The 20,645-nt window shown below is 65.1% G+C and carries 17 protein-coding genes; 7 read left to right on the top strand and 10 right to left on the bottom strand.

The features are described from left to right. Positions 1-7: 7 nt before the first annotated feature. Positions 8-2,539 (top strand): serine/threonine protein kinase, encoded by a 2,532-nt coding sequence (locus OPIT5_25525; GenBank protein AHF93072.1) that lies wholly within the window; start codon positions 8-10, stop codon positions 2,537-2,539. A gap of 123 nt (positions 2,540-2,662) precedes the next feature. Continuing rightward, the gene (locus tag OPIT5_25530) at positions 2,663-3,370 is read left to right on the top strand and encodes a serine/threonine protein kinase (protein ID AHF93073.1); all 708 of its coding nucleotides are present in this window, start codon (positions 2,663-2,665) and stop codon (positions 3,368-3,370) included. Between the two features lie 16 nt (positions 3,371-3,386). On the opposite strand, the gene OPIT5_25535 is transcribed toward OPIT5_25530, so the two are convergent. After that, positions 3,387-4,007 (bottom strand): hypothetical protein, encoded by a 621-nt coding sequence (locus tag OPIT5_25535; GenBank protein ID AHF93074.1) that lies wholly within the window; start codon positions 4,005-4,007, stop codon positions 3,387-3,389. Positions 4,008-4,072: 65 nt separating this feature from the next. Further along, the gene (locus OPIT5_25540) at positions 4,073-5,167 is read right to left on the bottom strand and encodes a 3-dehydroquinate synthase (GenBank protein AHF93075.1); all 1,095 of its coding nucleotides are present in this window, start codon (positions 5,165-5,167) and stop codon (positions 4,073-4,075) included. A 512-nt stretch (positions 5,168-5,679) separates the two neighbouring features. Here OPIT5_25540 and OPIT5_25545 point away from each other — a divergent pair. Continuing rightward, the gene (locus OPIT5_25545) at positions 5,680-5,955 is read left to right on the top strand and encodes a hypothetical protein (protein ID AHF93076.1); all 276 of its coding nucleotides are present in this window, start codon (positions 5,680-5,682) and stop codon (positions 5,953-5,955) included. Positions 5,956-5,976: 21 nt separating this feature from the next. Here the strand turns inward: OPIT5_25545 and OPIT5_25550 are convergent, their stop codons facing one another. Both OPIT5_25550 and OPIT5_25555 read right to left on the bottom strand, forming a co-directional pair. After that, entirely contained in the window at positions 5,977-6,717 is a 741-nt protein-coding gene (locus OPIT5_25550; protein AHF93077.1) for a 1-(5-phosphoribosyl)-5-[(5-phosphoribosylamino)methylideneamino] imidazole-4-carboxamide isomerase, read from the bottom strand. A 63-nt stretch (positions 6,718-6,780) separates the two neighbouring features. Then, positions 6,781-7,341 carry a hypothetical protein gene (locus tag OPIT5_25555; GenBank protein ID AHF93078.1) on the bottom strand — a complete coding sequence of 187 codons (561 nt, stop codon included), beginning with the start codon at positions 7,339-7,341 and terminating at the stop codon, positions 6,781-6,783. Positions 7,342-7,625: 284 nt separating this feature from the next. Here OPIT5_25555 and OPIT5_25560 point away from each other — a divergent pair, with 284 nt between their 5' ends. Continuing rightward, positions 7,626-8,966 (top strand): pyrimidine-nucleoside phosphorylase, encoded by a 1,341-nt coding sequence (locus tag OPIT5_25560; protein AHF93079.1) that lies wholly within the window; start codon positions 7,626-7,628, stop codon positions 8,964-8,966. 255 nt (positions 8,967-9,221) lie between these two features. Here the strand turns inward: OPIT5_25560 and OPIT5_25565 are convergent, their stop codons facing one another. From OPIT5_25565 to OPIT5_25590, 6 genes are all read right to left on the bottom strand, one after another. Next, a complete protein-coding gene (locus tag OPIT5_25565; protein AHF93080.1) occupies positions 9,222-10,913 on the bottom strand; it encodes a hypothetical protein in 1,692 nt (563 codons plus the stop codon). A 274-nt stretch (positions 10,914-11,187) separates the two neighbouring features. Then, positions 11,188-11,940: a hypothetical protein gene (locus tag OPIT5_25570; protein ID AHF93081.1), complete on the bottom strand. Its 753-nt coding sequence runs from the start codon at positions 11,938-11,940 to the stop codon at positions 11,188-11,190. Between the two features lie 21 nt (positions 11,941-11,961). Beyond that, positions 11,962-12,729: a hypothetical protein gene (locus OPIT5_25575; protein ID AHF94752.1), complete on the bottom strand. Its 768-nt coding sequence runs from the start codon at positions 12,727-12,729 to the stop codon at positions 11,962-11,964. Between the two features lie 29 nt (positions 12,730-12,758). After that, positions 12,759-15,854, bottom strand: coding sequence for a hypothetical protein (locus OPIT5_25580; GenBank protein ID AHF93082.1), 3,096 nt, complete (start codon positions 15,852-15,854; stop codon positions 12,759-12,761). Between the two features lie 98 nt (positions 15,855-15,952). Continuing rightward, positions 15,953-16,723 carry a hypothetical protein gene (locus tag OPIT5_25585; protein AHF94753.1) on the bottom strand — a complete coding sequence of 257 codons (771 nt, stop codon included), beginning with the start codon at positions 16,721-16,723 and terminating at the stop codon, positions 15,953-15,955. Positions 16,724-16,841: 118 nt separating this feature from the next. Next, a complete protein-coding gene (locus tag OPIT5_25590; protein ID AHF93083.1) occupies positions 16,842-17,885 on the bottom strand; it encodes a transcriptional regulator in 1,044 nt (347 codons plus the stop codon). Positions 17,886-18,088: 203 nt separating this feature from the next. On the opposite strand from OPIT5_25590, the gene OPIT5_25595 reads away from it, so the two are divergent. The 3 genes from OPIT5_25595 to OPIT5_25610 all read left to right on the top strand — a co-directional run bounded on the left by OPIT5_25595 (position 18,089) and on the right by OPIT5_25610 (position 20,625). Next, positions 18,089-18,460 carry a hypothetical protein gene (locus tag OPIT5_25595; GenBank protein ID AHF93084.1) on the top strand — a complete coding sequence of 124 codons (372 nt, stop codon included), beginning with the start codon at positions 18,089-18,091 and terminating at the stop codon, positions 18,458-18,460. A gap of 182 nt (positions 18,461-18,642) precedes the next feature. Beyond that, positions 18,643-19,338, top strand: a complete 696-nt coding sequence (locus OPIT5_25600; GenBank protein AHF93085.1) for an ABC transporter ATP-binding protein — start codon at positions 18,643-18,645, stop codon at positions 19,336-19,338. A gap of 84 nt (positions 19,339-19,422) precedes the next feature. Continuing rightward, positions 19,423-20,625, top strand: coding sequence for a hypothetical protein (locus OPIT5_25610; protein AHF93086.1), 1,203 nt, complete (start codon positions 19,423-19,425; stop codon positions 20,623-20,625). Positions 20,626-20,645 lie beyond the last annotated feature (20 nt).

A 20,645-nucleotide genomic window follows, 5' to 3' on the forward strand; every position in this document is an offset into this window, starting at 1 on the left:
GGGACTCATGTTCCGGATCTACCTTCCGCCCAACCTTCCCGATGCGGCCCGGCGCGACGCTGTTGCGCTGAAAGTGGAGCTCGATTTCTCCACGCCGCCGGCGCCGGAGATCCTGCCTGCCCTCGCGATGCTGCAGCGCTGGTGCGGCGGGGCCGCCGCGCTGCCGCCCTTTCTTCAGCTTACCCGACAGCAACTTGCGCAACTGGTCGCCGCGCTCGCCGGACAACCGGTTTTTGTCTGGCTCAACGAACCCGCGCGGACGCTGCTCTGGGTCGGCTCACACCTGCGCGGCGTCAGCGAGCACATCGCGACCGACGGACTATCCGACGGCAGGGGCGCAGCGCTTCCCGTGCGTCCGCGGGCAACGCCTGTCACTCCATCCGGCGAACGGGCACACACGAAGTATGCTCCCGCGAATGAGTCGCACCGACGCGCCGCCGCCACGCCGATGCTCGTCGATGGCAGCGAGCATTACCTCGCCATCGCCCTGCCCTCCCGCGAGCACTCGGCCTATGCGGCCGCACTCGATCTCGTCAAGACGCACGGCTTTCGGCTCGAGCCCTCCAACCGCAAATGGTGGCTCCGCGACCGGCACAAGACGCTCAACTTCCTCGCGCTCCACGGCGAGGCGCTGCGCACCGGATTCCACGCCGATTTCACGGACAACTTCGAGAAGCACGCTTCCGCCATCAGCGAGGCGAAAATCGGCATCGAGATCACGGGAAGCGGAAGCGATTTTGCGGTGACGCTCGGCCTCGATGCCGACGGCGTATCCGAAGAACAGCTTCGCAGCGCCGTCGCCGCCGGGCGCGGTTACCTTGATGCGCCGGGAGGCCGCATTTACCTGCTGACGCCGGCCCGCATGGAAAAGCTCGCGCAAGCCCAGCGGATTCTCGCAGGCGGCGCGGGCGCGGCCGTCGCCGGTCGCCGCACGCACCGGATCAGCCCCGCCCGCGCCGCCGAGGTGCAGGAACTTGTCGAGGAGCTCGTCCCGGGTTACCAGCCGCCCGCCGCCTGGCGCCGGCGCGCCGAGGCGCTCCGCCAGCTTGCGACGCTCCCGCCCGCGCCCGTGCCGGCCTGGTTTGCCGCCGCCTTGCGCCCGTACCAGCAACTCGGCGCCGCCTGGCTGTGGCACCTGTACCGGCACGAACTCGGCGGCATCCTCGCCGACGAAATGGGTCTCGGAAAAACCGCCCAGGCTCTCGCCCTGCTCTCCGCTCTCCACGCCGGCGGCAAGCCGGAGCAACCGGCCGCCGCGGGGCGCCGCTCCCCTGCCCTGCCCTTGCTCTCGCTGGTGGTTTGCCCGGCGTCACTGGTGGAAAACTGGCGGCGCGAGGCCGCGCGGTTCGCGCCGCAATTGCGCGTGTTTGTGCACCATGGCGCCAGCCGCCTCCCCTTCCCCGCTGCCAACAACACCGGCGCGGCTGCGGTGGCGTCGGCGTTTGACGTCGTCGTCACGTCCTACGGCACGCTGGCCCGCGATGCGGAGCGGTTTGCCGACATGCCGCTCGCCGTGCTGGTGGCCGACGAGGCGCAGCATGTGAAAAACCGGCGCACGCAAAACGCACGCGCTCTCCGTTCGCTGGATGCCCGCGCCCGCTTCCTGCTCACCGGCACGCCGATCGAAAACTCGCTCGACGACCTGCGCGCGCTGTTCGAAATCCTGTTGCCCGGCTTTCTGGAGCAAAAGCCGTCCGCCGCCGCCGGATTCCGGCCCGAGGAACGCGCCTGGTTCGACGAACGCCTGCGCAAGCAGACCGCTCCGTACATCCTGCGCCGCACCAAGCAGGCCGTGGCGCCCGAGCTTCCGGAAAAAATCGAGCAAATCATCTGGTGCGAACCGACGCCGGCCCAGGCCGCGCTTTATCGCGAATGGCAGGAACGCTCCGAACGCGAGCTGTTCGATCTGGAGTCGGGCGGCGCCAGCGACTCGGCCTTGCGCCTGGCCACGCTCACGCAACTCCTGCGCCTGCGGCAGATCTGCTGCGATCCCCGGCTGGTCGCCGAGGCGGCTGCGGCCGCCGATTCGGCCAAGCTGGGCGCTTTTTTCGAATTGCTGGAGGAAGCCGTCGACGACGGGCACCGGCTGCTCGTGTTTTCGCAGTTCACGTCGCTGCTCGGCCTGCTCCGGGCCGGGCTCGATGCGCAGGGGATCGCGTATTGCTACCTCGACGGCTCGATGTCCCCCCGGCAGCGCCAGGCCGAGGTGGACCGGTTCAACGCGAGCGACGAGGTGCCGGTTTTTCTCATCTCGCTCAAGGCCGGCGGCACGGGCCTCAACCTCACCGGCGCGGACACCGTGGTGCATTTCGACCCGTGGTGGAATCCCGCCGCCGAGGCGCAGGCGACGGATCGCGCTCACCGCATCGGGCAAACCCGTGTCGTCACCAGCTACAAACTCATCTGCTCCGGCACGGTGGAAGAAAAGGTGCTCGCCCTGCAGGAACAGAAACGCGCGCTGCTGGCGGACGTGTTCGAGGCCAGCGACGCGGCCAACGCCCGCCTCGGCCTCGGCGACCTGCGCGAGTTGCTGGCCTGAGGAACGGCCGGGGCATTCCCGGGGATTGCCATCGTCGGTCAAAGTTGTTGTTCATCCCCCGCCTCACCCCTTCAGCAAGGGTGTCTCCGAAACCAGTCAACAGACCAATCCCACCAGTCATCCATGGCCGAAACCACCATGATTCTCCGGCTCCTGTCCGCGTATTTTCGCGACCGGGTCTTCGAGCCGCCCAACCTGACGATCCTGAAAACGGGACGGTTCGGGAATGCCCGCGTGTTCCGCTATCACGACGAACACGGTGACTGGATCATCAAGGATTTCCACCACTCTCCCTGGCCGGTTCGCTGGACGGCGGCGCGGTTTTTCGTGAGCCAGGAGTACAAGGCGCTGGTCCGCCTGCGCGGCGTGAAGGGCGTGGCCACCGAGGTCCACCGGCTTTCTCCGTGGACGATCGCGTATCCGTTTATCAAGGGCGCGCCCCTTGCCGTGCTGCCGCCGCACAGCGTGCCCACGGTGTTTTTCCTGCAAATGGAAACACTCGTTGCGGCCATGCACGCGCGGGCGGTCGTGCATCTGGACCTGCGCAACCTCGGCAACATCCTGCGCGGCGACGACGGGCATCCCTGGGTGATCGATTTCCAGTCAGCCTTTCATCTGCCGCGGAGGACGCCTCGCTGGATGCGAAGGATTCTCTGCAATGCAGACACATCCGGCATCTACAAGGCCTGGCACCGCCGGGGCAAAGAGCCGCTCGACGCCGACAGGCAGGCATTCCTCGAACGTGTCAATCGCGTGAGGAAACTCTGGATCCTGCGCGGTTATCCGCTCAGCCGCGCCTGGCGGTGGCTGAAAGGAAAATGTTCGCGCTGACAGGACGTCTTTTCCTCTACCGCCGCGATGCGGGCCGGCTCACCGGCAGGTCGAGTTGCGCGTCGCGCAGCAGGTCGTAGTTTTTCAGAATGCGCAGCACCTGGAGCGTGTCGCTTTTCCCGTAGTTGCGGTTGGCTTCCACCTTGTCGATCAGGTCGAGCAGCATCGACCGGAACGAAACGATGCCGTCCACGCCGCGCTCCTTGAGCAATTCCACGCTCTGCGTCCGGTACGGTTCCTGGGTCGGCAGGCTCGGCAGGACGAGCACCCGCGCCAGATCCGGCGAGCCGCCGTCGTCCTCCGCGCCGGGGAACAGCCGCGCCGCCTCGCGCGTCACATTCTCCTCGAGGAACCGCAGGATCTCGGGCGAGTTGCGCAGCATCGTCGGCGTGAACACATCCGTGTGCCACGGCTTGATCGCCACCACCGCCCGGTGCAGGAAGGGAAGCTCCGAGGAGAACAGGAAAAAATCAGGCTTCCGCAGGTCGCGCTGCCAGGCCGGATTGTAAACGACCAGATCGACCTCCTCGTCCGTCGTCTTCCGCCGCGCCATCACCTGGTACTTGCGCACCTGGCGGACCAGAAACCCGTTCTGCTCGAAAAACTCGCGGACAATGCCTTCGTCGATGGCGGACATGGGTGGGAAATTTTTGAAACGGGCCGGAAGCGAAAGATGCAGGCGTCCGGGTATCGGAAAAACGGTTACGAAGCCAGCGCCGCGCCGACTTCCACAAAACTGGTCCCGGCGAGCACCGGATCGATGTCGCCCTGCGTCGCCGCCGTGCCGAGGGCGCGCAACACGACGAAGCGCAGCGCGCCGGCGCGCACTTTCTTGTCGCGGGCCATGGCCGCCGCCAGCGCATCGACCGGCAGCGGTTCGCGCAGCCGCACCGGCAGCGCATGGGCGTCGACGACTTTTTCCACGCGGGCCACGGCGGCATCGTCGAGATAGCCGAGGTGGCGCGACAGCCGCGCCGCCGCGCACAGCCCGATCGCCACCGCCTCGCCATGCAGGTACGCGCCATAGCCGGTCACCTGTTCGATGGCGTGGCCGAAGGTGTGGCCGAGATTGAGCAGCGCGCGGCCGCCGTCCTTCGCCGTCTCGCGTTCATCGGCCTCGACGATCGCCGCCTTGATCGCGCAGCACCGGCGGATCACGTCGGCCAGCCGGGGCGCGCCGGGGAGCAGGGGTGTCGCCTCGAGCTCCTCGAAAAGCTCCCGGTCGCCGAGCAGGCCGTATTTGATCACCTCGGCCATGCCCGCTGCGAACTCGCGCGGAGGCAGCGTCGAGAGCAGGTCGGTGGAGATAAAAACCGCCTTCGGCTGGTGGAACGCGCCGACGAGGTTTTTGCCCGCGCGCAGATTGATGCCTGTTTTGCCGCCCACCGAACTGTCCACCATCGCGAGCAGCGTGGTGGGGATCTGGTAAAACCCGATGCCGCGCAGGTAGCTGGCCGCGGCAAAACCGGCGAGATCGCCGATCACCCCGCCGCCCACCGCCACGAGCACCGAGGAGCGGTCCAGCCGGTTTTCCGCGAGGAAATCGAGCACGTTGCCCAGTTCGGCGAGCGATTTTGTCTGTTCGCCCGGTTCCAGCACCCGCACGGGCGCGTCGCCGGTCATCGCCTGCAACGCCTCGGCCTGCTGGCGATCGATGTGACGGTCGGTGACGACGGCGTACCGGCGCCCCTCCGCCCGGAGAGCCGCCAGCGCGGAGCGGACCTGAAACCGGAGATCGGCTCCGAAGGTGATCGGGTAGCTGCGCTCGCCCAGTTGAATGAGAAGAGAATCGGACATGCAGAAATGGGACGTTAAAAAACTGATTAAAACTTGTTGTCCCTCAAGGGGTCAACAGCACGAACCCGGAAGATTTAAAGATAATGAGACTCTTTCTCAATTTTTTGTTGACGCTGCCATGCCGCCTTTGCACGCTTGTTTTCACCAGTGAGCTTCAGCCCGCCAAGCGGGTGGCCGCAATGGTTAAGGTCAACAAGTCGTCCGGGCCGCAGAGTTTGGTCGCTCTGCGGCCCTTCCTTTTTCCGGAGGCCTCTCGCGCGGGAACACCCATCTTCCGGTGGGCCAGCCGTAAGGCTGTGCTGTTCGGATATCCGTCGAGCGCCGGGCGATTCCGGAATTACGTTGCCGCGGGCAGAATCCTGAACAATCGGCATCAGTCTGGATCGCATTCAGTTGCCAATGTGATGCGATTTGATGATGGACGTTGCGGCGTCCTTTCGGTTTCATGTCCGGTTAGCCTGTTCCGGACCCGGGTTTTGCCGGGTTCGGGAGGGGTCACTGTTGATTCGCAAATGCAAACCAAATCCAGGTTCGAGGCTCCGGAATCGGAGTCACTCAGAAAATTCGTTGTTCACATCATCGACGAGATGCCGCGCCGTGTGGTGGCCGCGATCGTGTTCGTGAGCTTTTTCTTCTTTTACGGGGCGACCAATGCCGCGCTCAAGTTCGCTGCCGGCGAGGCCGGGACCCTCGATCACCGGATCGGGCCGGCCGTCGGGGCGGTATTTGCCATCGCCACCCTGATCGCGCTCGTCAGCGTGAAGCGGCGCCGGCAGTCGCAGGAATAAACCGCCGCTCCGGCGCGCCGCTCACGCGGCGGCGGCGATCGCGAGCAGGTCGGGTAATTCCACCCGTTTTTCATAGAGCGCCTTGCCGACGATCACGCCGTCGAGGTTGGCGTGGCGGCGGGCGAGGTCGGCGAGGCCGGCCACGTCTTCGCGGCGACTGACGCCTCCGGAGGCGATCACGCCGGTCTTGCCCGGTGCGACGGCCTCGCACATGGCCTGCTGGGCCGCGAGGTTGGGGCCGGTCAGCATGCCGTCGGTGCCGATATCGGTGTAGATGATCGTGCGCACGCCGAGCGCGCTCATGCGCCGGGCGAGATCGAGTGCGCCGGTGCCGGTGGTGCTCACCCAGCCGCGGACGGCGACCTGGCCGTTTTTGGCGTCGATGCCGACGGCGATTTTTTCTCCGAAGGCTTGCACGAGTTCGCCGACAAATTCCTCGCTCTCGGCCGCGCGCGTGCCGATGACCACCCGGCTTGCGCCCAGCCCGAGCGCGCGTTCCACGGAGGCGCGGGTGCGGAGCCCGCCGCCGAGCTGGACCTTCATCCCGAGAGCGGCGATGGCCTGCACCTGGGCCAGGTTTTGCGGCTCGCCGGCAAACGCGCCGTCGAGATCGACCACGTGCACCCAGGGGCTGCCGGCTGCCCTGAACTGGCCGGCGACTTCCGCCGGGTTTTCAAAATACACGGTTTCCTGATCGGCGCGGCCTTGGGTGAGTCGCACGCACCGGCCTCCTTTGATGTCGATAGCGGGATAAATGGTCATGGAAACCCGCGATGCCGATGGCAAACGGCCCGCGGCGCAAACGCTTTTTCGCGTCCGGCTGCATCAGTTTACCGAAGGATCATCCGGCTCGCCGGTGTCGAGGCGCCAGCGCTCGTCCACGCCGTCGAGCACCACGCGCCAGAGGCGGACGTCGGGCTCGGTTTCCATCAGCGACGCCGGCAGGTTGCTCACCACCCAGGTATCCTGCTTCAGTTCCTGCTCCAGTTGCCCGGCCGACCATCCGGCATAGCCGAGAAAGGCCCGCAGGCCGACGCCGGGCTGGCCGGCCAGCTCCGCCGCCTTTTCCGGATCGATGCCGAACATGAGCTGGAACCCCTCCGCGTCGCCGCCCAGTTGCGAGCGCCAGGCGCACAGCAGCACCTGCCGGCCGGCGACCGGCCCGCCGTTGAACAGCGGCACATGGGCCAGCGGCCCCAGCGCAAACTCTCCGCCCAGAGATCCCAACGACTTGCGCAACGGCCGGTTCAGCACGATACCCAGCGCGCCCTCGCCGTCGTGGCCCGAAAGCAGCACCACCGTGCGCCGGAAATTCGGATCGCGCAGCACCGGATGCGCAACCAGGAGCGAGCCGGCGTAGCTTTTCCGGGAATTGCGGGAAGTCATACACCCGAAAAAATGCGGATGTCCTTCGCTGGCGAGTGCAGAGATCAACAAAAAGCACTTCCTCCCGGCGTGGCCTGCATTTGCCCCCCCTCCCCCCCGCCGGGTCGTCAGCGGGTGGCTTTTTGCCGATGTGACGATCCGGCGACAAAAATCCCGGATCGCCCCATTTTTCTTTCGGAAGCAGGCAACCGGCCCAAAATTGGCTCGACTTTTCCCCTGTCGATGTTCTTTTTTAAACTTTTACAGCCAAAGGGCCTGTTAACCGGATTGTTATTTCACACTACATGACAAAACGCACCATTCCTCAACGGAGGTTCATCAAGCCGTCGTTCAGCTCGCTGATCGAGAAGAAACGCGATGGCCAGGAGTTCACCCAGGAAGAGATTCGCTATATCATCGATTCCACGCTCGACGGAGAGATGCCGCAGCACCAGCTCTCGGCGCTGCTGATGGCTATCTACTTCCAGCAAATGTCGGCGCAGGAAACGGCGATCCTGACCGAGGAAATGATGCTTTCCGGCGAAGTCATTGACCTGTCGGAGATTGCCAAACCCAAGATCGACAAGTACACTACCGGCGGTGTCGGCGACAAGACTTCGCTGGTGCTCGTGCCCCTCGCCATGGCGGCGGGCGTGGTCGTCCCGATGATGTGCGGTCCGGAGCACGACTGCATCATCAGCCCGCTCGAGAAGCTCTCCGCCGTCCCCGGCTTCAAGAGCAAGATCACGATCGAAGCCTTTATCAGCCAGCTCTCCAAAATCAACGGCGCCATCTGCGCGCAGTCCGACGATCTCGCGCCCGCCGACGCCAAGTTCCTCGAAATCCGTAAGGAAACCGGCACCATCCCGAGCCTTCCGCTGATCACCGGCAGCGTTCTTTCCAAAAAACTCGCCGAGGGCAGCGAAGGTCTCGTGATCGACGTGAAGTGGGGCAACGGCTCCTTTATCAAGGACCTGGAGCAGGCCAAACAGCTCGCCCGCTCGATGACCCGCGTCGGCCGTTCGATGAAGCGCCGCTGCGTCGCCCTCGTCACCGACATGAATCAGCCGCTCGGCGATTCCGTCGGCACCGCGCTCGAGCTCAAGGAGGCCATCCAGCTTCTCAAGGGCGAGGGACCGGAAGACATGAAGGAACTCGTTCTCAAGCTCGGCATGGAGATCGTCCGCCTGGCCGGCGTGGCCGGTTCGACCCTCTCCGCCAAGCAGACCGTGGAGCGCCACCTCACCGACGGCAGCGCCCTCGCCAAGCTCAAGGAGCTGGTCAAGGCGCAAGGCGGCGATCCGTCCTATATCGACGCTCCCGACAAGTTCCCGAAGGCGAAGTACATCCGCAAGCTCCCCGCTCCCAAGCGCGGCTACGTCCACACGATCAATGCCTCGCTCGTCGCCCGCGGCGTCAATCTCCTCGGCATCGGGGCGGAAAAGAGCGGCAAGGTCGATCACGCGGTCGGCGTTTCGGAAATCAAGAAGGTCGGCACCCAGGTCAAGCAGGGCGAGCCGCTCATGATGATCCACTACAACGACGAGTCGAAGCTCGAGGCCGCGCTCAACCACTTCAAGGAAGCGTACCGTCTCGCGCCCAAGCGCCCCACCCCGCCGCCGCTCGTCGTCGAGCGCGTCGCGTAAAAACGGCAGGCGGCCTTGATAGTGGCGCGGGCGTCTCGCCCGCAGACGGCGAAGCCGCCGGCTTGGCGGAAAAAACGTGGCACGGGCTTCCAGCCCGTGTTCTGCGGGCGTCTCGCCCGCACTCCCGGGCGGCGCTTCGCGCCGTCAGCGGGCGTTTGGGAGAAAAAGCCCGCGCCACAGCGCATTGCGTAACATCACTCACTGCCAAGCCCCGGCTGTCGCACGCCGGGGCTTTTTCCGGCCGTGGACCGGCGGCTACGAACCGCCTGCCGCCGGCGGTCCGGCCTCGATCCGCCGGCGGAGCATCGCCATCTCCCGGTCCATCTGCGAGCCCCGCTGTACGGCGAGCGCGTCGCGCGCCCGGTCCAGCGCCCGCAGCGCTTCATCCTTTTCGCCTTTCAGCGCGAGAAAGACGACAAAAGGTCTCGTCACCTTGTCATAAAAATCGATTCCCTGCCCGCGGCCGAACCGCTTCAGCGCGAGGTTGTGCGTGCGGACCGCTTCGGCGACCGATGCCTCTTTCATTGCCCGCGCCATCATCGCTCCCGCCTGCTCGATCGTCAGGTCGGCGCGGCCCGAGCGGAATTTGCGCGCCAGCATCCGTTCCTCCTGGTCGGCCGCCGTCTCGTCGCCCCGCGCCCGCACGCAGGCCACCGCCTCGCGCAGGTACCGGACATTGAGGTCCGGATAACGTTGCAGGGCTGTCGCCGCCTCCCGCAGCAACGCCTCGCGCTCCCGCGAACCCGCCGCCTTCGCATCACCGGCGCCGTCCCGGGTCGCCTGCAACGCCAGCATGATTTCCCACGCCTCCACGTTGCGCCGCTCCGCGGTGACGGCCATCCGCGCCGCCCGCATGGCCTCGGCCGGTCGCCCCGCGTCGCGCAACGCCACCGCGAACAGCGCATGCACACGGGACGTCCGCCAGCCGGGCAACTTGCGAAACCCTTCCGACAAAAACTGCAGCTCGTGGTCGGAGATGTCTTCCCATGTTTGCGGGTCGTGGGCGACGCCGGAGATGTAGCGCTGCTCCTCGTACCGCCCCGCATCCAGTTGCCACTTGCGCGCGCCGTCGAGAAACCCGAACCACGCGTGCCGCCCGTCGAGCCCGGCGCCGCGAAACAGCAACGTCGGCACGCCGCGCGCCTTGCCGGCCTGCGTGGCGAAATACGCCTGGTCCACGCAGATCCCGCCTTCGCCGCGCATCTCGTCGAGGTGGTAGGTCGGCCGCGCCCAGTCGAGCTGGTTGGCATTCACCCGCGCGGTCGCGTACGGCACCATGCCGTAGGTCGCTTCCAGTCGCGAAAGCGGCAGCTTCACATTGGCCTGCGCCCAGCGCAGGTCGGAGAGCGGGGCCACGATGTCGGACAAAAATTTCAGTTCGCCGGCCGGAAGCTGGTCGAGCCGGTGCAGCGTTTTCCCGGTTTCCTGCGAGTCCGCCAGAAAACGGAACACGTCCGGGGCCGGCATCAGCGTGCGTGGCAGCGCGCTTGCCGGCACCTGCCCGTGCGGCCAGTCCGGCGGCGGAGGCACGTCATGGACGAGCGCGATGGCGAGCGCGAGTTGCGCATAGGTGCCAAACCGCTTTGGCTCCGCCGCAGCCAGTTCCGCCAGAATATCGAAAACACCCGGCAGGTAATCGCACGGCGTCAGCAGGTCGAAATACGCGGCCGACAATCCGCGGTCCCCGATCAGCCGCTGTTGCAACTCCGCCGGCAACCGCGTGCCGAGCACCGCGTCCGGCGCCGCCTCGTAACGATCCGGCATGTTGGCGTGGGCGAGTCCTTCGTCTTCCAGGGCCTTTTGCCAGCGGGCGAGAAACACATCCTCGCCCTCGCCAAACTGCGCCGCCCACAACGCCGGATAGAGCCAGGCCTCCGCCAGGTCCAGCCGCGCCGCGCTGCCCTGGCCATACGCGGCGAACGCCACGTCGCGCAACGCGGAGGCCATCGCGGGCCAGCCGTATTTTTCCGCCCCCTGCACCAGCGCAGCCGCCTGTTCGGCGGACGGCGGCTTGCGCTGCCAGTCGGCCGGAATCTGCTGGGCGTATCCCCCGGCCGGCGACAAGGCCAGGAACCCCGCCTGCACGGCCACCGCGGCGGAGACGAAAAATGGCCTGGCTCGAGGGAGCGTTCCGGAAAGCATACGGCTTTTTGCCCGAAATTTTCCCGACCGGCAAGCCACATGCCGCCATCAGGGACCGGGAGCCGGAAAGGAATCGGGTTTACCAGGGACGCAGCGTGCTGTCACTTTCCAGTCCGTTTTCTTTCATCAAATAGGCATTCAGACCCCACCGCGGCATCGCTTCAACATGGCCGTCCACAAAAAGGACGTTGGCCTTGTTTTTATGACGCAGATCAAGGCGGTCCCGATATAATAACCGGTTGTTCTGGATATACGCGTTGATGCCCTCAATCGCACCGGTGGCTGCATTTTTGGCTGCGGCATCCACGACGAGCGCAGTTTTGGTTGGCAGCTGAAACTGCGACAGGTTGCGCTGGTATCTCCGCGAAGCATCCCCTTCCCAGTCTCTGTCAAAGGTGCTCATTTCGTAGGAAATTTTATAGCCATCGTTTGCGCCGCCAAGATCCCATTCTTTTTTGCCTGGGCAACGGAAGATGCCACCGAAATTCGCCTGAAAACGCGCCTCCTGGACAAGAAGTTTCTCCGTGTAGGGTTGCAGCTGGTAAGACCAGCATTTTGTCCACCAATCTCTTGTCTCCGGATTGCTTATCCAGTTATCGTCCTGGGGGACAGGCAAGTTACCTTTAAAATCGCTGGCGTGTGCTTGCATGGCAATGCCGATTTGACGGAGGTTGCTGACGCACTTGGCACCGTTCGCTGAATCGCGGACGGCGCCAACGGTCGGAATCAGGATCGCCGCCAGGATGCCGATGATGGCAATGACGGTGAGGAGTTCGATGAGTGTGAACCCCCGATCGGAACGGCGGGGGGAAGGGAGATTTTGGGTGTTCATGATGGTAAGGACAGGGGGTGGTTATTTGGTCGGTGACGAAACGGGATCGATTTCGGCGATCCATTCGGAGGTGAGCGCGATGCCGTAGATGCGGATTTCATCGACGCTCATGGGCGGCGCCGAGGCGGATGCCTTGAGGCGGCCGATGGCAAAGTTGTTGAAGGCGTCGAGCGCGGTGGCGTCGCGGTGGCGGCCTTCGAGCTGCTGGCCGTCAACGTACCAGGTGACGGTTCTGGCGTTGCCGTCGAAGACGAGAGCGAGGGTGCGGAAGTCTCCGGGGAGGAGTTCGGGCAGATTCGAGCTGCGGCTGCAAATTTCCTTGTTGGAGAGGCGGGAATAGAAGCTGGTGTGGCCGGGCTGCGTTGGCTGGCCGAGTGCGCACAGGACGATGTTGCGCCACTCGCCGGGATCCACCTGGTCGCGCAGGCCGAAGAGGAAGGCGTCGTTGGCAAGGGGAGATTCGATACGCAGGCGCACCCAGAGCGTGACGGTGCGGGCGAGGTCGGGCTGGTCGGCGGAGTTGATTTTTTTGCAGGTGAGGAACGTGCCGGAGCCGATTCTGGCCTGCCCGTTGGCGAGATCGAGGGCGGGCGAGGACCCCCAGTCTTTCCGCTCCAGAATGTAACCGCCCTGGTCGGCTTTGAGCGTGCCGTCGTTGAAGGTCCAGCGGGCGACGAGGTACGGGTCGAGGCCGTCGGCGCGGACGACGGCGCCGGCGGTGACGCAGAGGAGCGCCAGCAGGGACGTGGCGACGGAGGCAAGGCGATGCAGGGGGGATGCTGTTTTCATGAAAACGGGCTGGTGGCGGTGGCGGTGGTTTATTTCAGGATGGCGTGGCCGAGGCGGGAGATGTCCTCGTTGTCGCCGAGGCCGCCGCGCCAGCGTATCCAGCGCACGCGGCCTTGTCCGTCGTCTTCGTTGACGAGGAAGGAGAAGCGCACGGGCAGCCCTTCGGGCGGGATGTCGGCGGCGGCGAGGCCGAGCAGGGCGAAGGGTACGCGGATTTCGTAGCGGGTGTGGTTGCCTTCCCGACGAACGGTGCGCGGGACGTCGGCGGGAGCCCAGAGTCCCCGACGGGCGGGGTCGGCATTGCGATGGCACCAGACAACGGGACGGTTGCCGTCAACGAGCGCAGCGTCGAACAGGGTGTGTGCGGCGTTGGCCGGGTTGTAGAAGGCGATCTGTACGCTGTCGGCTCGCCAGACTTCGGAGTCGGGATGGCCGGACTGCACGTGCTTGTCGTCGGTGACGTCGACAAGGAAAACAACGGCGTCGGCGTCGCGGATGATGCGGGCTTCGGCGGAAAGATCGTCCGGACCGCGCCATGCGGGAATCGTGGGATCGAAGGTCAGTTCGGTGACGTCCCCGGCCATGCGCAGCACGAGAACGGGCGCGTTCGCCCCGGCCGTGGCGGAGGCGCGGGCCACGGGATAGCTGTCGTGCGCCACGACGGGCAGGACGGCGAGGGTCTTGTTCGTGGCGACGTCGGCGAGTTCGAGCGTGTAGCGGCGGGTTTGCAATGTATCCGGACCGGATGACGCAGGGGCGGCAGGCGGCACGGGAAGGGTGAGCGTCATGCGTTCCGTCGCGCCGGGAGCGACAACCCGTTTGCCGGTTGCGACCACGGCGCCTGCTGCATCGCGCAGCGTGAGGAGGCGGGGCGCGGCGGCACTGTCGGCGGCGGCGGTGTTGCGCACGGTGACAGCGAGGGATGCGGGGGCGGCGGCATCGCGGAAAATCTCCGCCGGCGCGTCCAGTTCGCGCTGGTCCGGAGTGAGAAAGGCGAGCGGAGCCGGGCCGGTGGAGACGAGGTAGAGCGGTGTCTTTCCGACGGCGACAACGTGATCGGTGTCGCCGGGGAGCGTTTCGCCGCCGCCGAAGATGTCGATTTTTTGCACGGGTTGTCCGCCGGGCCGTATCCAGAGCGCGCCGCCGCTGCCGCCGTCGGAGGCCCAGCAGACGAGGACGCGCTTGCCATCGTCGCGCAGGAATTCGCAGGCGTCGATGCCGGGCTGCCTGAACGAGGGCTGCGAGGCGGGGGTCGTGTTGGCAAGCTGGCGGATGAGTTCGTTGTAGGCGACGAGCGAGGGTTTGGCGCGGTTGTCGGAGGTGATGAGGCCGAAGGAGTCGTCCGCCTCGGTGTCCATGTCCCAATAATCCTGGAGAGTGAACCAGATGTGGAATTCACTGTTCGGACGCGATTTGGACCATGCGAGTTTTTTGACGAGCGTGACGGCCTGCTCGAAGTAGCCGCGCGGCTCGTAGGCGCTGCGTTCGCCGGACTCGGTGTTGGCGAGGCGTTTTTCGAGACCGGCTCCGGCGAGCCAGGTTTCCACTTGCCGGTGCCGCGTGGTGTAATTGGACAAGGGACCGTGCGAGTGGAAGGCGGCGAGATCGTAGAGGTCGCCATGTTGCGAATAGAGACCTTGGTTGAAGCCGGGTTTTTCGCGCGGATGGCTGACGGTAGCGCCGCCGGTGGTGATTCTGATTTGCGGAGCGGTGGAGCGAAAACCGCGCGAGAAGGCGGCCAACATGGCCCAGTATTCGTCGAGGGTGCCGTGGTAAAAATCGATGTCGGGCTCGTTCCAGAATTCCAGGTATCGAATGTGCGGATACTCGCCGAGGAAACGTCCGAGGCCGGCGGCGTAGTCCTGGAAGGCGGCAAGGTCGCCGGGGGGCTGGCGGTAGTCGCCGTTGCGAATGAGGGAGGGAGGGGTGTCGCCGAAAAGGACGACGGAGTAGATGCCGGCTTTTTCAAACGGTTCGATGAGGGGACGCCAGGCTTCGATGCTGGCAGGGGCTTCGGGCATGAAGCGGTGGCCGGAGATGCCGAGGCGGTTGATGTCGATGCCGATGGCGCGCATCCAGTCGAGGTGGAGAGCGTTTTCGGCGGGGTTGTTCCAGGGGGTGGTGTCCTGGACGCCAAACCACATGGGGCGGGTGTTGAGGCGGGAGCCGTTGGGCACGAACACGCCGAAGGAGTCGTCGTAGTCGGCGGCGATGCGTTTGTCGTTGCTTGCCTCCGCCTGGAGCCGGACAGAGTAAGCGCCAAGAGGGAGGATGCCGAAGTCGAGGCTCACGCGCGTCTGTCCGTGCGCGGGCAGGTCGAGGGTGCGCGTCAGGGTGGCGCCGGACGGAACGCCGGGCGCCGAGGCTGCGGGGAAGCCGGTGTCGCCGGCGGCGTCAGCAGCGGTGCGCAGGGAGGCGGAGAAGGTGACGGTCAGCGGTTCGGGACGAGCGTTGCGCACGCGATACCCGATCGTCACGGGCCGGTCCGGATCGTAGTTTATCGTCGAATACACAGGGGTGACGGAAAGCTGGTTTTTGCGGGGAAACGTGCCGGTGAGGGCGAGGTCGTCCATGAAGACGCTGCCTTCGCAGGCAGCCTCCGCCTCGAGGATGACCTGTTCCACAGATGCGGGGAATTTGACTTTGGAAACGTCGGGCCAGTTCGCGGCGTCGAGCGTCACACGGTAACGGCGCCAGCCGGCTTCACCGAGGCGCACGGCCGGTGTCCAGTGACTTTTCCGGGTGCTGTCGAGCAACACAAAACGCAGCCGCACGGGATGCCCTCGCGAATCGGCATCGAACTCGATCCCGTCGAGAAATCCGCTCATGCGGCTCATTTTTTCTCTTCGGTAAACGACCACGCGGGGTTTGTCCGTGTGTTCGGCGAATGCGAAACGCAACTCCCCGGAACGATCGTCGGCAAAGGCGGGCGCGGCGAGCGAGGTTCCCATCCATGTGCCACCGGAAAACCACACGCCCGGTTTCTGGCCGGTATGGTGCGCGGCGCGCCAGGTTCCCACGTCCTCGAAATCGGCAATGATCACACGCTGCCGATTGTCAGCGGCGGCAAACAGAGCGGAGCACATGCACAACAACAGGGTAAGCAGGGGGGCGATTTTTTTCATTCGTTGGTCAGTTCGGGGAGGAGGAAAGGAGGCAAAAGAAACCGGGGGATATGAAGCACCGGCCGGCCTTCCGGTCGATGCTTCGTGTATTCGGAAAATCAGGCTTTCAACCGGCAACGACGGGCGAGCACACCGGCCAGCAGGATGCCACCCAGGACAAGCGCTGCGGCGTGAGGCTCCGGCACGGCAGTGGTGGTGATGGAGATTTCACCAACCGAAAACCCGAGGCCGGTTTGCGAGGCCGCGCCATTGGAAACAAAGTTGAGGAAGGACAGGGAGGTGTCCGAACCGTTTCGCAAGGCCAGGCCGGCCAGGCTCCAGGTGTTACTGGTCGAGAGGTTTGTCACGTCAACACGGTAGGTGTCGGCCACCGGATCGATGGTGAGCGTGAAGCGCCAGGTCACATCGGCAAGGATCGAACCCGTTCCGAGAGAGGCATACGTGTTGTTGTTGTAGACCCCCCAGCCGCCGCCATCGGCGGTGATCTTCCAGCTGTCATTCGGACCGGTACTCTGGCTTTGTGCCGAGCTGCCAAAGATGACAAATGTCTGGAGGGCACTCGCGACATTCGTGTTCGAGCGGAAGTCAAACTCCACGGTGAAAGGGCTGGTGAGCGGAATCGCCGCAATGTCCCAGTTCCGGTACGCCCGCCCTATGGAGGCAGACGCTTCGGTATCGTAAGAGACTTTGTAGTCGTTGCCGACGACCGTCGCGCTGGTGTCGGTGGTGCCGGAGTGAAAATACGGAGTCCAGCCATCAACCCCGAGCGTTACATCCGCTCCCTGTGCGGATACGGCGGTTGCTGCGAGAACAAGAAGACCGTGCAGAATGCCTGCTGTCACATGCATGGAGAGTGTGGGGGTTTTCATACGGGACGACGATTGCCCCGCTCGTTCGCGGAACACGAGGGAGCGTTTTCTTGACACGTCAAGTAAAGGACCGAAGGACTGAAACCGGATACCGGTGCGGCTGTCGTTTTTCCGACCTTCAGGCTTTCCGTCCTGCCGCCTTTTCGAGATTGCGCAGGGATTCGCCCTGGACGAAGGAAGCCTGCACCACCATGTGGAAAGCCTGTTCGGGCAGGCCGGGGATATCGCTGTAAAGACGACTGGCCAGCGAACGCACGGCATGCTCCCCGATGAGCCGCATGTTCTGGTAAAGGCCGCCCACTTTTCCGAGCTCGGCGCGCGCCACATCCAGCGACGCGCGGGCGATGTCGTTTTCCAGATAGCGGGTGGCGTGGTAGAGATCGTGCATCATGATCAACGCATCGAGTCCCTTTTGCCTGATCCACCGGCGGAGACGTTTTTCGTCGGGGTTGTCCTTCAGGATCAGGCTGTGGACGTTCTCCTGGCCGGTGCGGTGACGGTAAAGATCGGTTCCCAGCAGCCAGCCAAAATCCTGCCGGTGATCCATGTCATAATTCAACACGACGCCGGTGTTTCCGGCCCCCATGCGCCGGAGTTCCTCCAGAGCCAGAGCCATGCCCTTCGAGTGGTTGATGAGCACGGCGGGAAGATTCGGCACCTCCGTGGACGGCGTGCAGGCGATCGGAACAAACTGATGCCAAGGGAAACGAAGTGGCGGATGCGGATAAGGCATGGGACCCCAGATCACCCCGCGGATGCCTCGCTGGAACAGCACTCGCGCCAGCCGCTCGGAGTGCTGTCCGCAATACCCGGCCCAAAAGACCTCCACGCGGAAACCGAGCCGATGGGCTTCCTGTGCGGCGCCTTCGAGAATCTCCAGGGGCCCGGGCGCGGTTTCTTCGGGAGTCTGGCCGGTGCGGATAAACGCGATGATTTCCTCATCATGCACCCGGCGCTTTCGCCCGACCTGCTGCATCAGGGCGTTGACGGCGGGATGGCTGCGGTAGTCGTGCTGCCTGGCCAGAGCCACGATCCGCTCGCGGGTTCCGGCTCCGATTTCGTGGCTCCCGCGCAAAGCCAGCGAGACCGTGGTGCGGCTGACTCCGGCAATTTTGGCCAGGTCGCGGATGGAAATGTGATGCGATGAATCTTTCTCTGTCATTGAACGGGGTTATGATTCTGTCGGCCGCCGCCCGGCCATCGCAACCGGTCCCGGTATCAACGGCGGCATACAAGGCGCGGACCCTGTTTTCGTTGTGAGCGAACCGCAAGATTGAAACGCTGGCGCACGGCGGAGTGGCGGGCATTTTCATGATTTCAATCTGTCGCCTCCTTTCCCCTACTCGGCGCTTGCGCTCCGCGAGCATGCAGGGAATGTTCTCCGCCATGCGTGGAAGGTCAGGCAAGGTGAAGACCGGACTTTCGCGACTCAACCGGGTCGTGAGCTGGCTCGCCGCCGCCCTCGTTCTCTTCCTGCTCGTCGCCGAAGTCCGCCCCTCGCTCCACGCCGCCTGCTGTTCGCAGGACCACGGCAACCAAGTCGCCAGCGTCGCGCACCAGTGCGTCATCACCGCTTTCGGCCAGGGACAGGGTTTCACCCTGACCGGCCCGCTTCCCGTCGCTCCGGACGCAATCCTTGTCGGGGACATCGCCACGATGCCCCGGCCGGTTGTCCGGGAAAAGAGTATCCGCCTTCTGCCGCCGCCCTGCGGCCCCCCGGCGTCCGCGCTGGCGTAAATAGCGACGGAGCGGCGGCATTCCTGCCGCTGCGACGAGGCGCGTCAGCGCCTCGCCCCGTGCCCTCGCCGTCCGGACTGGCGACGCTCTGCGTCGTCGCAGCGGCAGGAATGCCGCCGCTCCCTCTTCTCTCTCCCTGCCGTTTGCCCTCCGGCCTCCCGGCCGATCGTCCCGACATGCAACTGCTCACCATTTCACACCTGAAAAAATCCTTCGTCTCTCCCGACGGCGAACGCCGCCTGATCGTCGATGTGCCGGATTTCGCCCTCGCCGCCGGCCGGCAGCTCGCCTTGCGCGGCGAAAGCGGCTCCGGCAAGACGACCTTCCTCAATCTCATCGCCGGCATCCTCGCCGCCGACGAAGGCGAGATCCGCTTCGAAAGCGAAAACGTCGCCGCCCTGCCCGAATCCGGCCGCGACCGCCTGCGCGCTTCCTCGTTCGGCTACATTTTCCAGACCTTCAACCTTCTCCAGGGTTACACCTGCCTGGAAAACGTCCTGCTCGGCATGACTTTTGGTCCAGGGCCTGACCGCGCCCGCGCCACCGCGCTGCTGCGCCGGGTCGGGCTCGGCGATCGGCTGCACCACCGCCCGCGCCAGCTTTCCACCGGGCAACAGCAACGCGTCGCCATCGCCCGCGCCCTCGCCAATCGTCCCCGGCTCGTTCTCGCCGACGAACCCACGGGCAACCTCGACCGCGCCAACGCCCGCGAGGCGCTCGTCCTCATCCGTGAAACCTGCCGCGAGGCCGAGGCCGCGCTCCTGCTCGTCAGCCACGACCCCGAAGTCCTCTCCGCCTTCGAGGATGTCAGCGACTTCGCCACCCTCAACGCCGCCACGAAGTCGGAAACGCTGAAACCTGAAAAATTGAAAAACTGAAATCAGGCCACCAGACACCACTCCATCTCCATCCGCCGCAGTCCGACTTTCAGCTTTTCAGTTTTCAGCGTTTCAGCTTTTCCCATGAAAACCATCCTCTTTCTCGCTCTCCGCAGCCTTCGCCAGCACGCGCTCGCCACCTGGGTGACAACGCTCTCCGTCGCCCTCTCCGGCGGCCTGCTGCTCACGGTCTGGATCGTCAAGGAGCAGTCGCAACTGGCCTTCACCCGCGTGGACACCGGCTTCGATGCCGTGCTCGGCGCGCGCGGGTCTCCGCTCCAGCTCGTGCTCAACGCCATTTTCCATCTCGAGGCTTCGCCCGGCAATGTCTCGCGCGCCGATTTCGAATTCATCAAAAAACATCCGGCCGTCAAACGCGCCATCCCCATCGCCGTCGGCGACAACCTCCGCGGCTACCGGATCGTCGGCACCGAGCCGGCGTATTTCGAGACCGAGTACACGTCCGGAAAGGCATTCCTGCTCGCCTCCGGGCGGATGTTCGATCCCGCCGCCAAGGAGGCCGTCGTCGGCAGTTTCGCCGCCGCCAGGCTCGGACTGAAAACAGGCGACACGTTCCACCCGTACCACGGCCTCACGTTCGACGAGAACCACCAGCATGCCGAAACCTACGTGGTGACCGGCATCCTCGCCTCCTCCGGCACGCCGGCCGACAAGGTCGTGTGGATTCCTCTTCACGGCCTGCAAACCATGTCCGGCCACGCGGCCGCCGCGGCCGACCAGGTCAGCGCCGTGCTCGTGCAACTCCGCTCGCCCGCCGCCGGTTTCCAGCTCGACATGATGTACAACAAGCAGGGCGACCGGCTGACGTTCGCCTACCCGATCGGTGCGATCATGGCGGGGCTGTTCCAGAAGATCGGCTGGTTCGATCGCGTGCTTGCGCTCATCGCCTGGCTCGTCGGCCTCGTATCCGCCGCCGGCGTGCTGGTGGCGATCTACAACTCCATGGCCGCCCGGCGCCGCGATCTCGCCATCCTGCGCGCGCTCGGCGCCCGCCGCCGCACCCTTTTCGGCGCCATCGTGCTCGAGGCCGCCGCCATCGGTTTCTTCGGCATGATCGCCGCCTTTGCCGTCCTCGCCATCATCGGCGGCGGTGTCTCCTCCATCATCCGCGCCCAGGCCGGTGTCGTCCTCGACATCTGGACCTGGTCGCCCGTCATGCTCTGGGCCCCCCTCGCCATGATCTCGCTTTGCGCCCTCGGCGGAGTCGTCCCGGCGATCAAGGCTTACCGCAACGACGTCGCCACCAATCTCGCGCCGACATCGTAAAAATCTCCCGTCAACCAACC

The sequence above is a fragment of the Opitutaceae bacterium TAV5 genome, assembly GCA_000242935.3.
Classification (GTDB): Bacteria; Verrucomicrobiota; Verrucomicrobiia; order Opitutales; family Opitutaceae; genus Geminisphaera.

What these genes read in the sequence shown, in the direction of transcription:
- OPIT5_25580 (AHF93082.1), bottom strand. Translation starts at nt 15,854, where the DNA reads ATGAAAAAAATCGCCCCCCTGCTTACCCTGTTGTTGTGCATGTGCTCC.
- OPIT5_25540 (AHF93075.1), bottom strand. Translation starts at nt 5,167, where the DNA reads ATGTCCGATTCTCTTCTCATTCAACTGGGCGAGCGCAGCTACCCGATC.
- OPIT5_25570 (AHF93081.1), bottom strand. Translation starts at nt 11,940, where the DNA reads ATGAACACCCAAAATCTCCCTTCCCCCCGCCGTTCCGATCGGGGGTTC.
- OPIT5_25595 (AHF93084.1), top strand. Translation starts at nt 18,089, where the DNA reads ATGCAGGGAATGTTCTCCGCCATGCGTGGAAGGTCAGGCAAGGTGAAG.
- OPIT5_25610 (AHF93086.1), top strand. Translation starts at nt 19,423, where the DNA reads ATGAAAACCATCCTCTTTCTCGCTCTCCGCAGCCTTCGCCAGCACGCG.
- OPIT5_25565 (AHF93080.1), bottom strand. Translation starts at nt 10,913, where the DNA reads ATGGCCTCCGCGTTGCGCGACGTGGCGTTCGCCGCGTATGGCCAGGGC.
- OPIT5_25560 (AHF93079.1), top strand. Translation starts at nt 7,626, where the DNA reads ATGACAAAACGCACCATTCCTCAACGGAGGTTCATCAAGCCGTCGTTC.
- OPIT5_25585 (AHF94753.1), bottom strand. Translation starts at nt 16,723, where the DNA reads ATGAAAACCCCCACACTCTCCATGCATGTGACAGCAGGCATTCTGCAC.
- OPIT5_25575 (AHF94752.1), bottom strand. Translation starts at nt 12,729, where the DNA reads ATGAAAACAGCATCCCCCCTGCATCGCCTTGCCTCCGTCGCCACGTCC.
- OPIT5_25530 (AHF93073.1), top strand. Translation starts at nt 2,663, where the DNA reads ATGGCCGAAACCACCATGATTCTCCGGCTCCTGTCCGCGTATTTTCGC.
- OPIT5_25525 (AHF93072.1), top strand. Translation starts at nt 8, where the DNA reads ATGTTCCGGATCTACCTTCCGCCCAACCTTCCCGATGCGGCCCGGCGC.
- OPIT5_25555 (AHF93078.1), bottom strand. Translation starts at nt 7,341, where the DNA reads ATGACTTCCCGCAATTCCCGGAAAAGCTACGCCGGCTCGCTCCTGGTT.
- OPIT5_25590 (AHF93083.1), bottom strand. Translation starts at nt 17,885, where the DNA reads ATGACAGAGAAAGATTCATCGCATCACATTTCCATCCGCGACCTGGCC.
- OPIT5_25550 (AHF93077.1), bottom strand. Translation starts at nt 6,717, where the DNA reads ATGACCATTTATCCCGCTATCGACATCAAAGGAGGCCGGTGCGTGCGA.
- OPIT5_25535 (AHF93074.1), bottom strand. Translation starts at nt 4,007, where the DNA reads ATGTCCGCCATCGACGAAGGCATTGTCCGCGAGTTTTTCGAGCAGAAC.
- OPIT5_25545 (AHF93076.1), top strand. Translation starts at nt 5,680, where the DNA reads ATGCAAACCAAATCCAGGTTCGAGGCTCCGGAATCGGAGTCACTCAGA.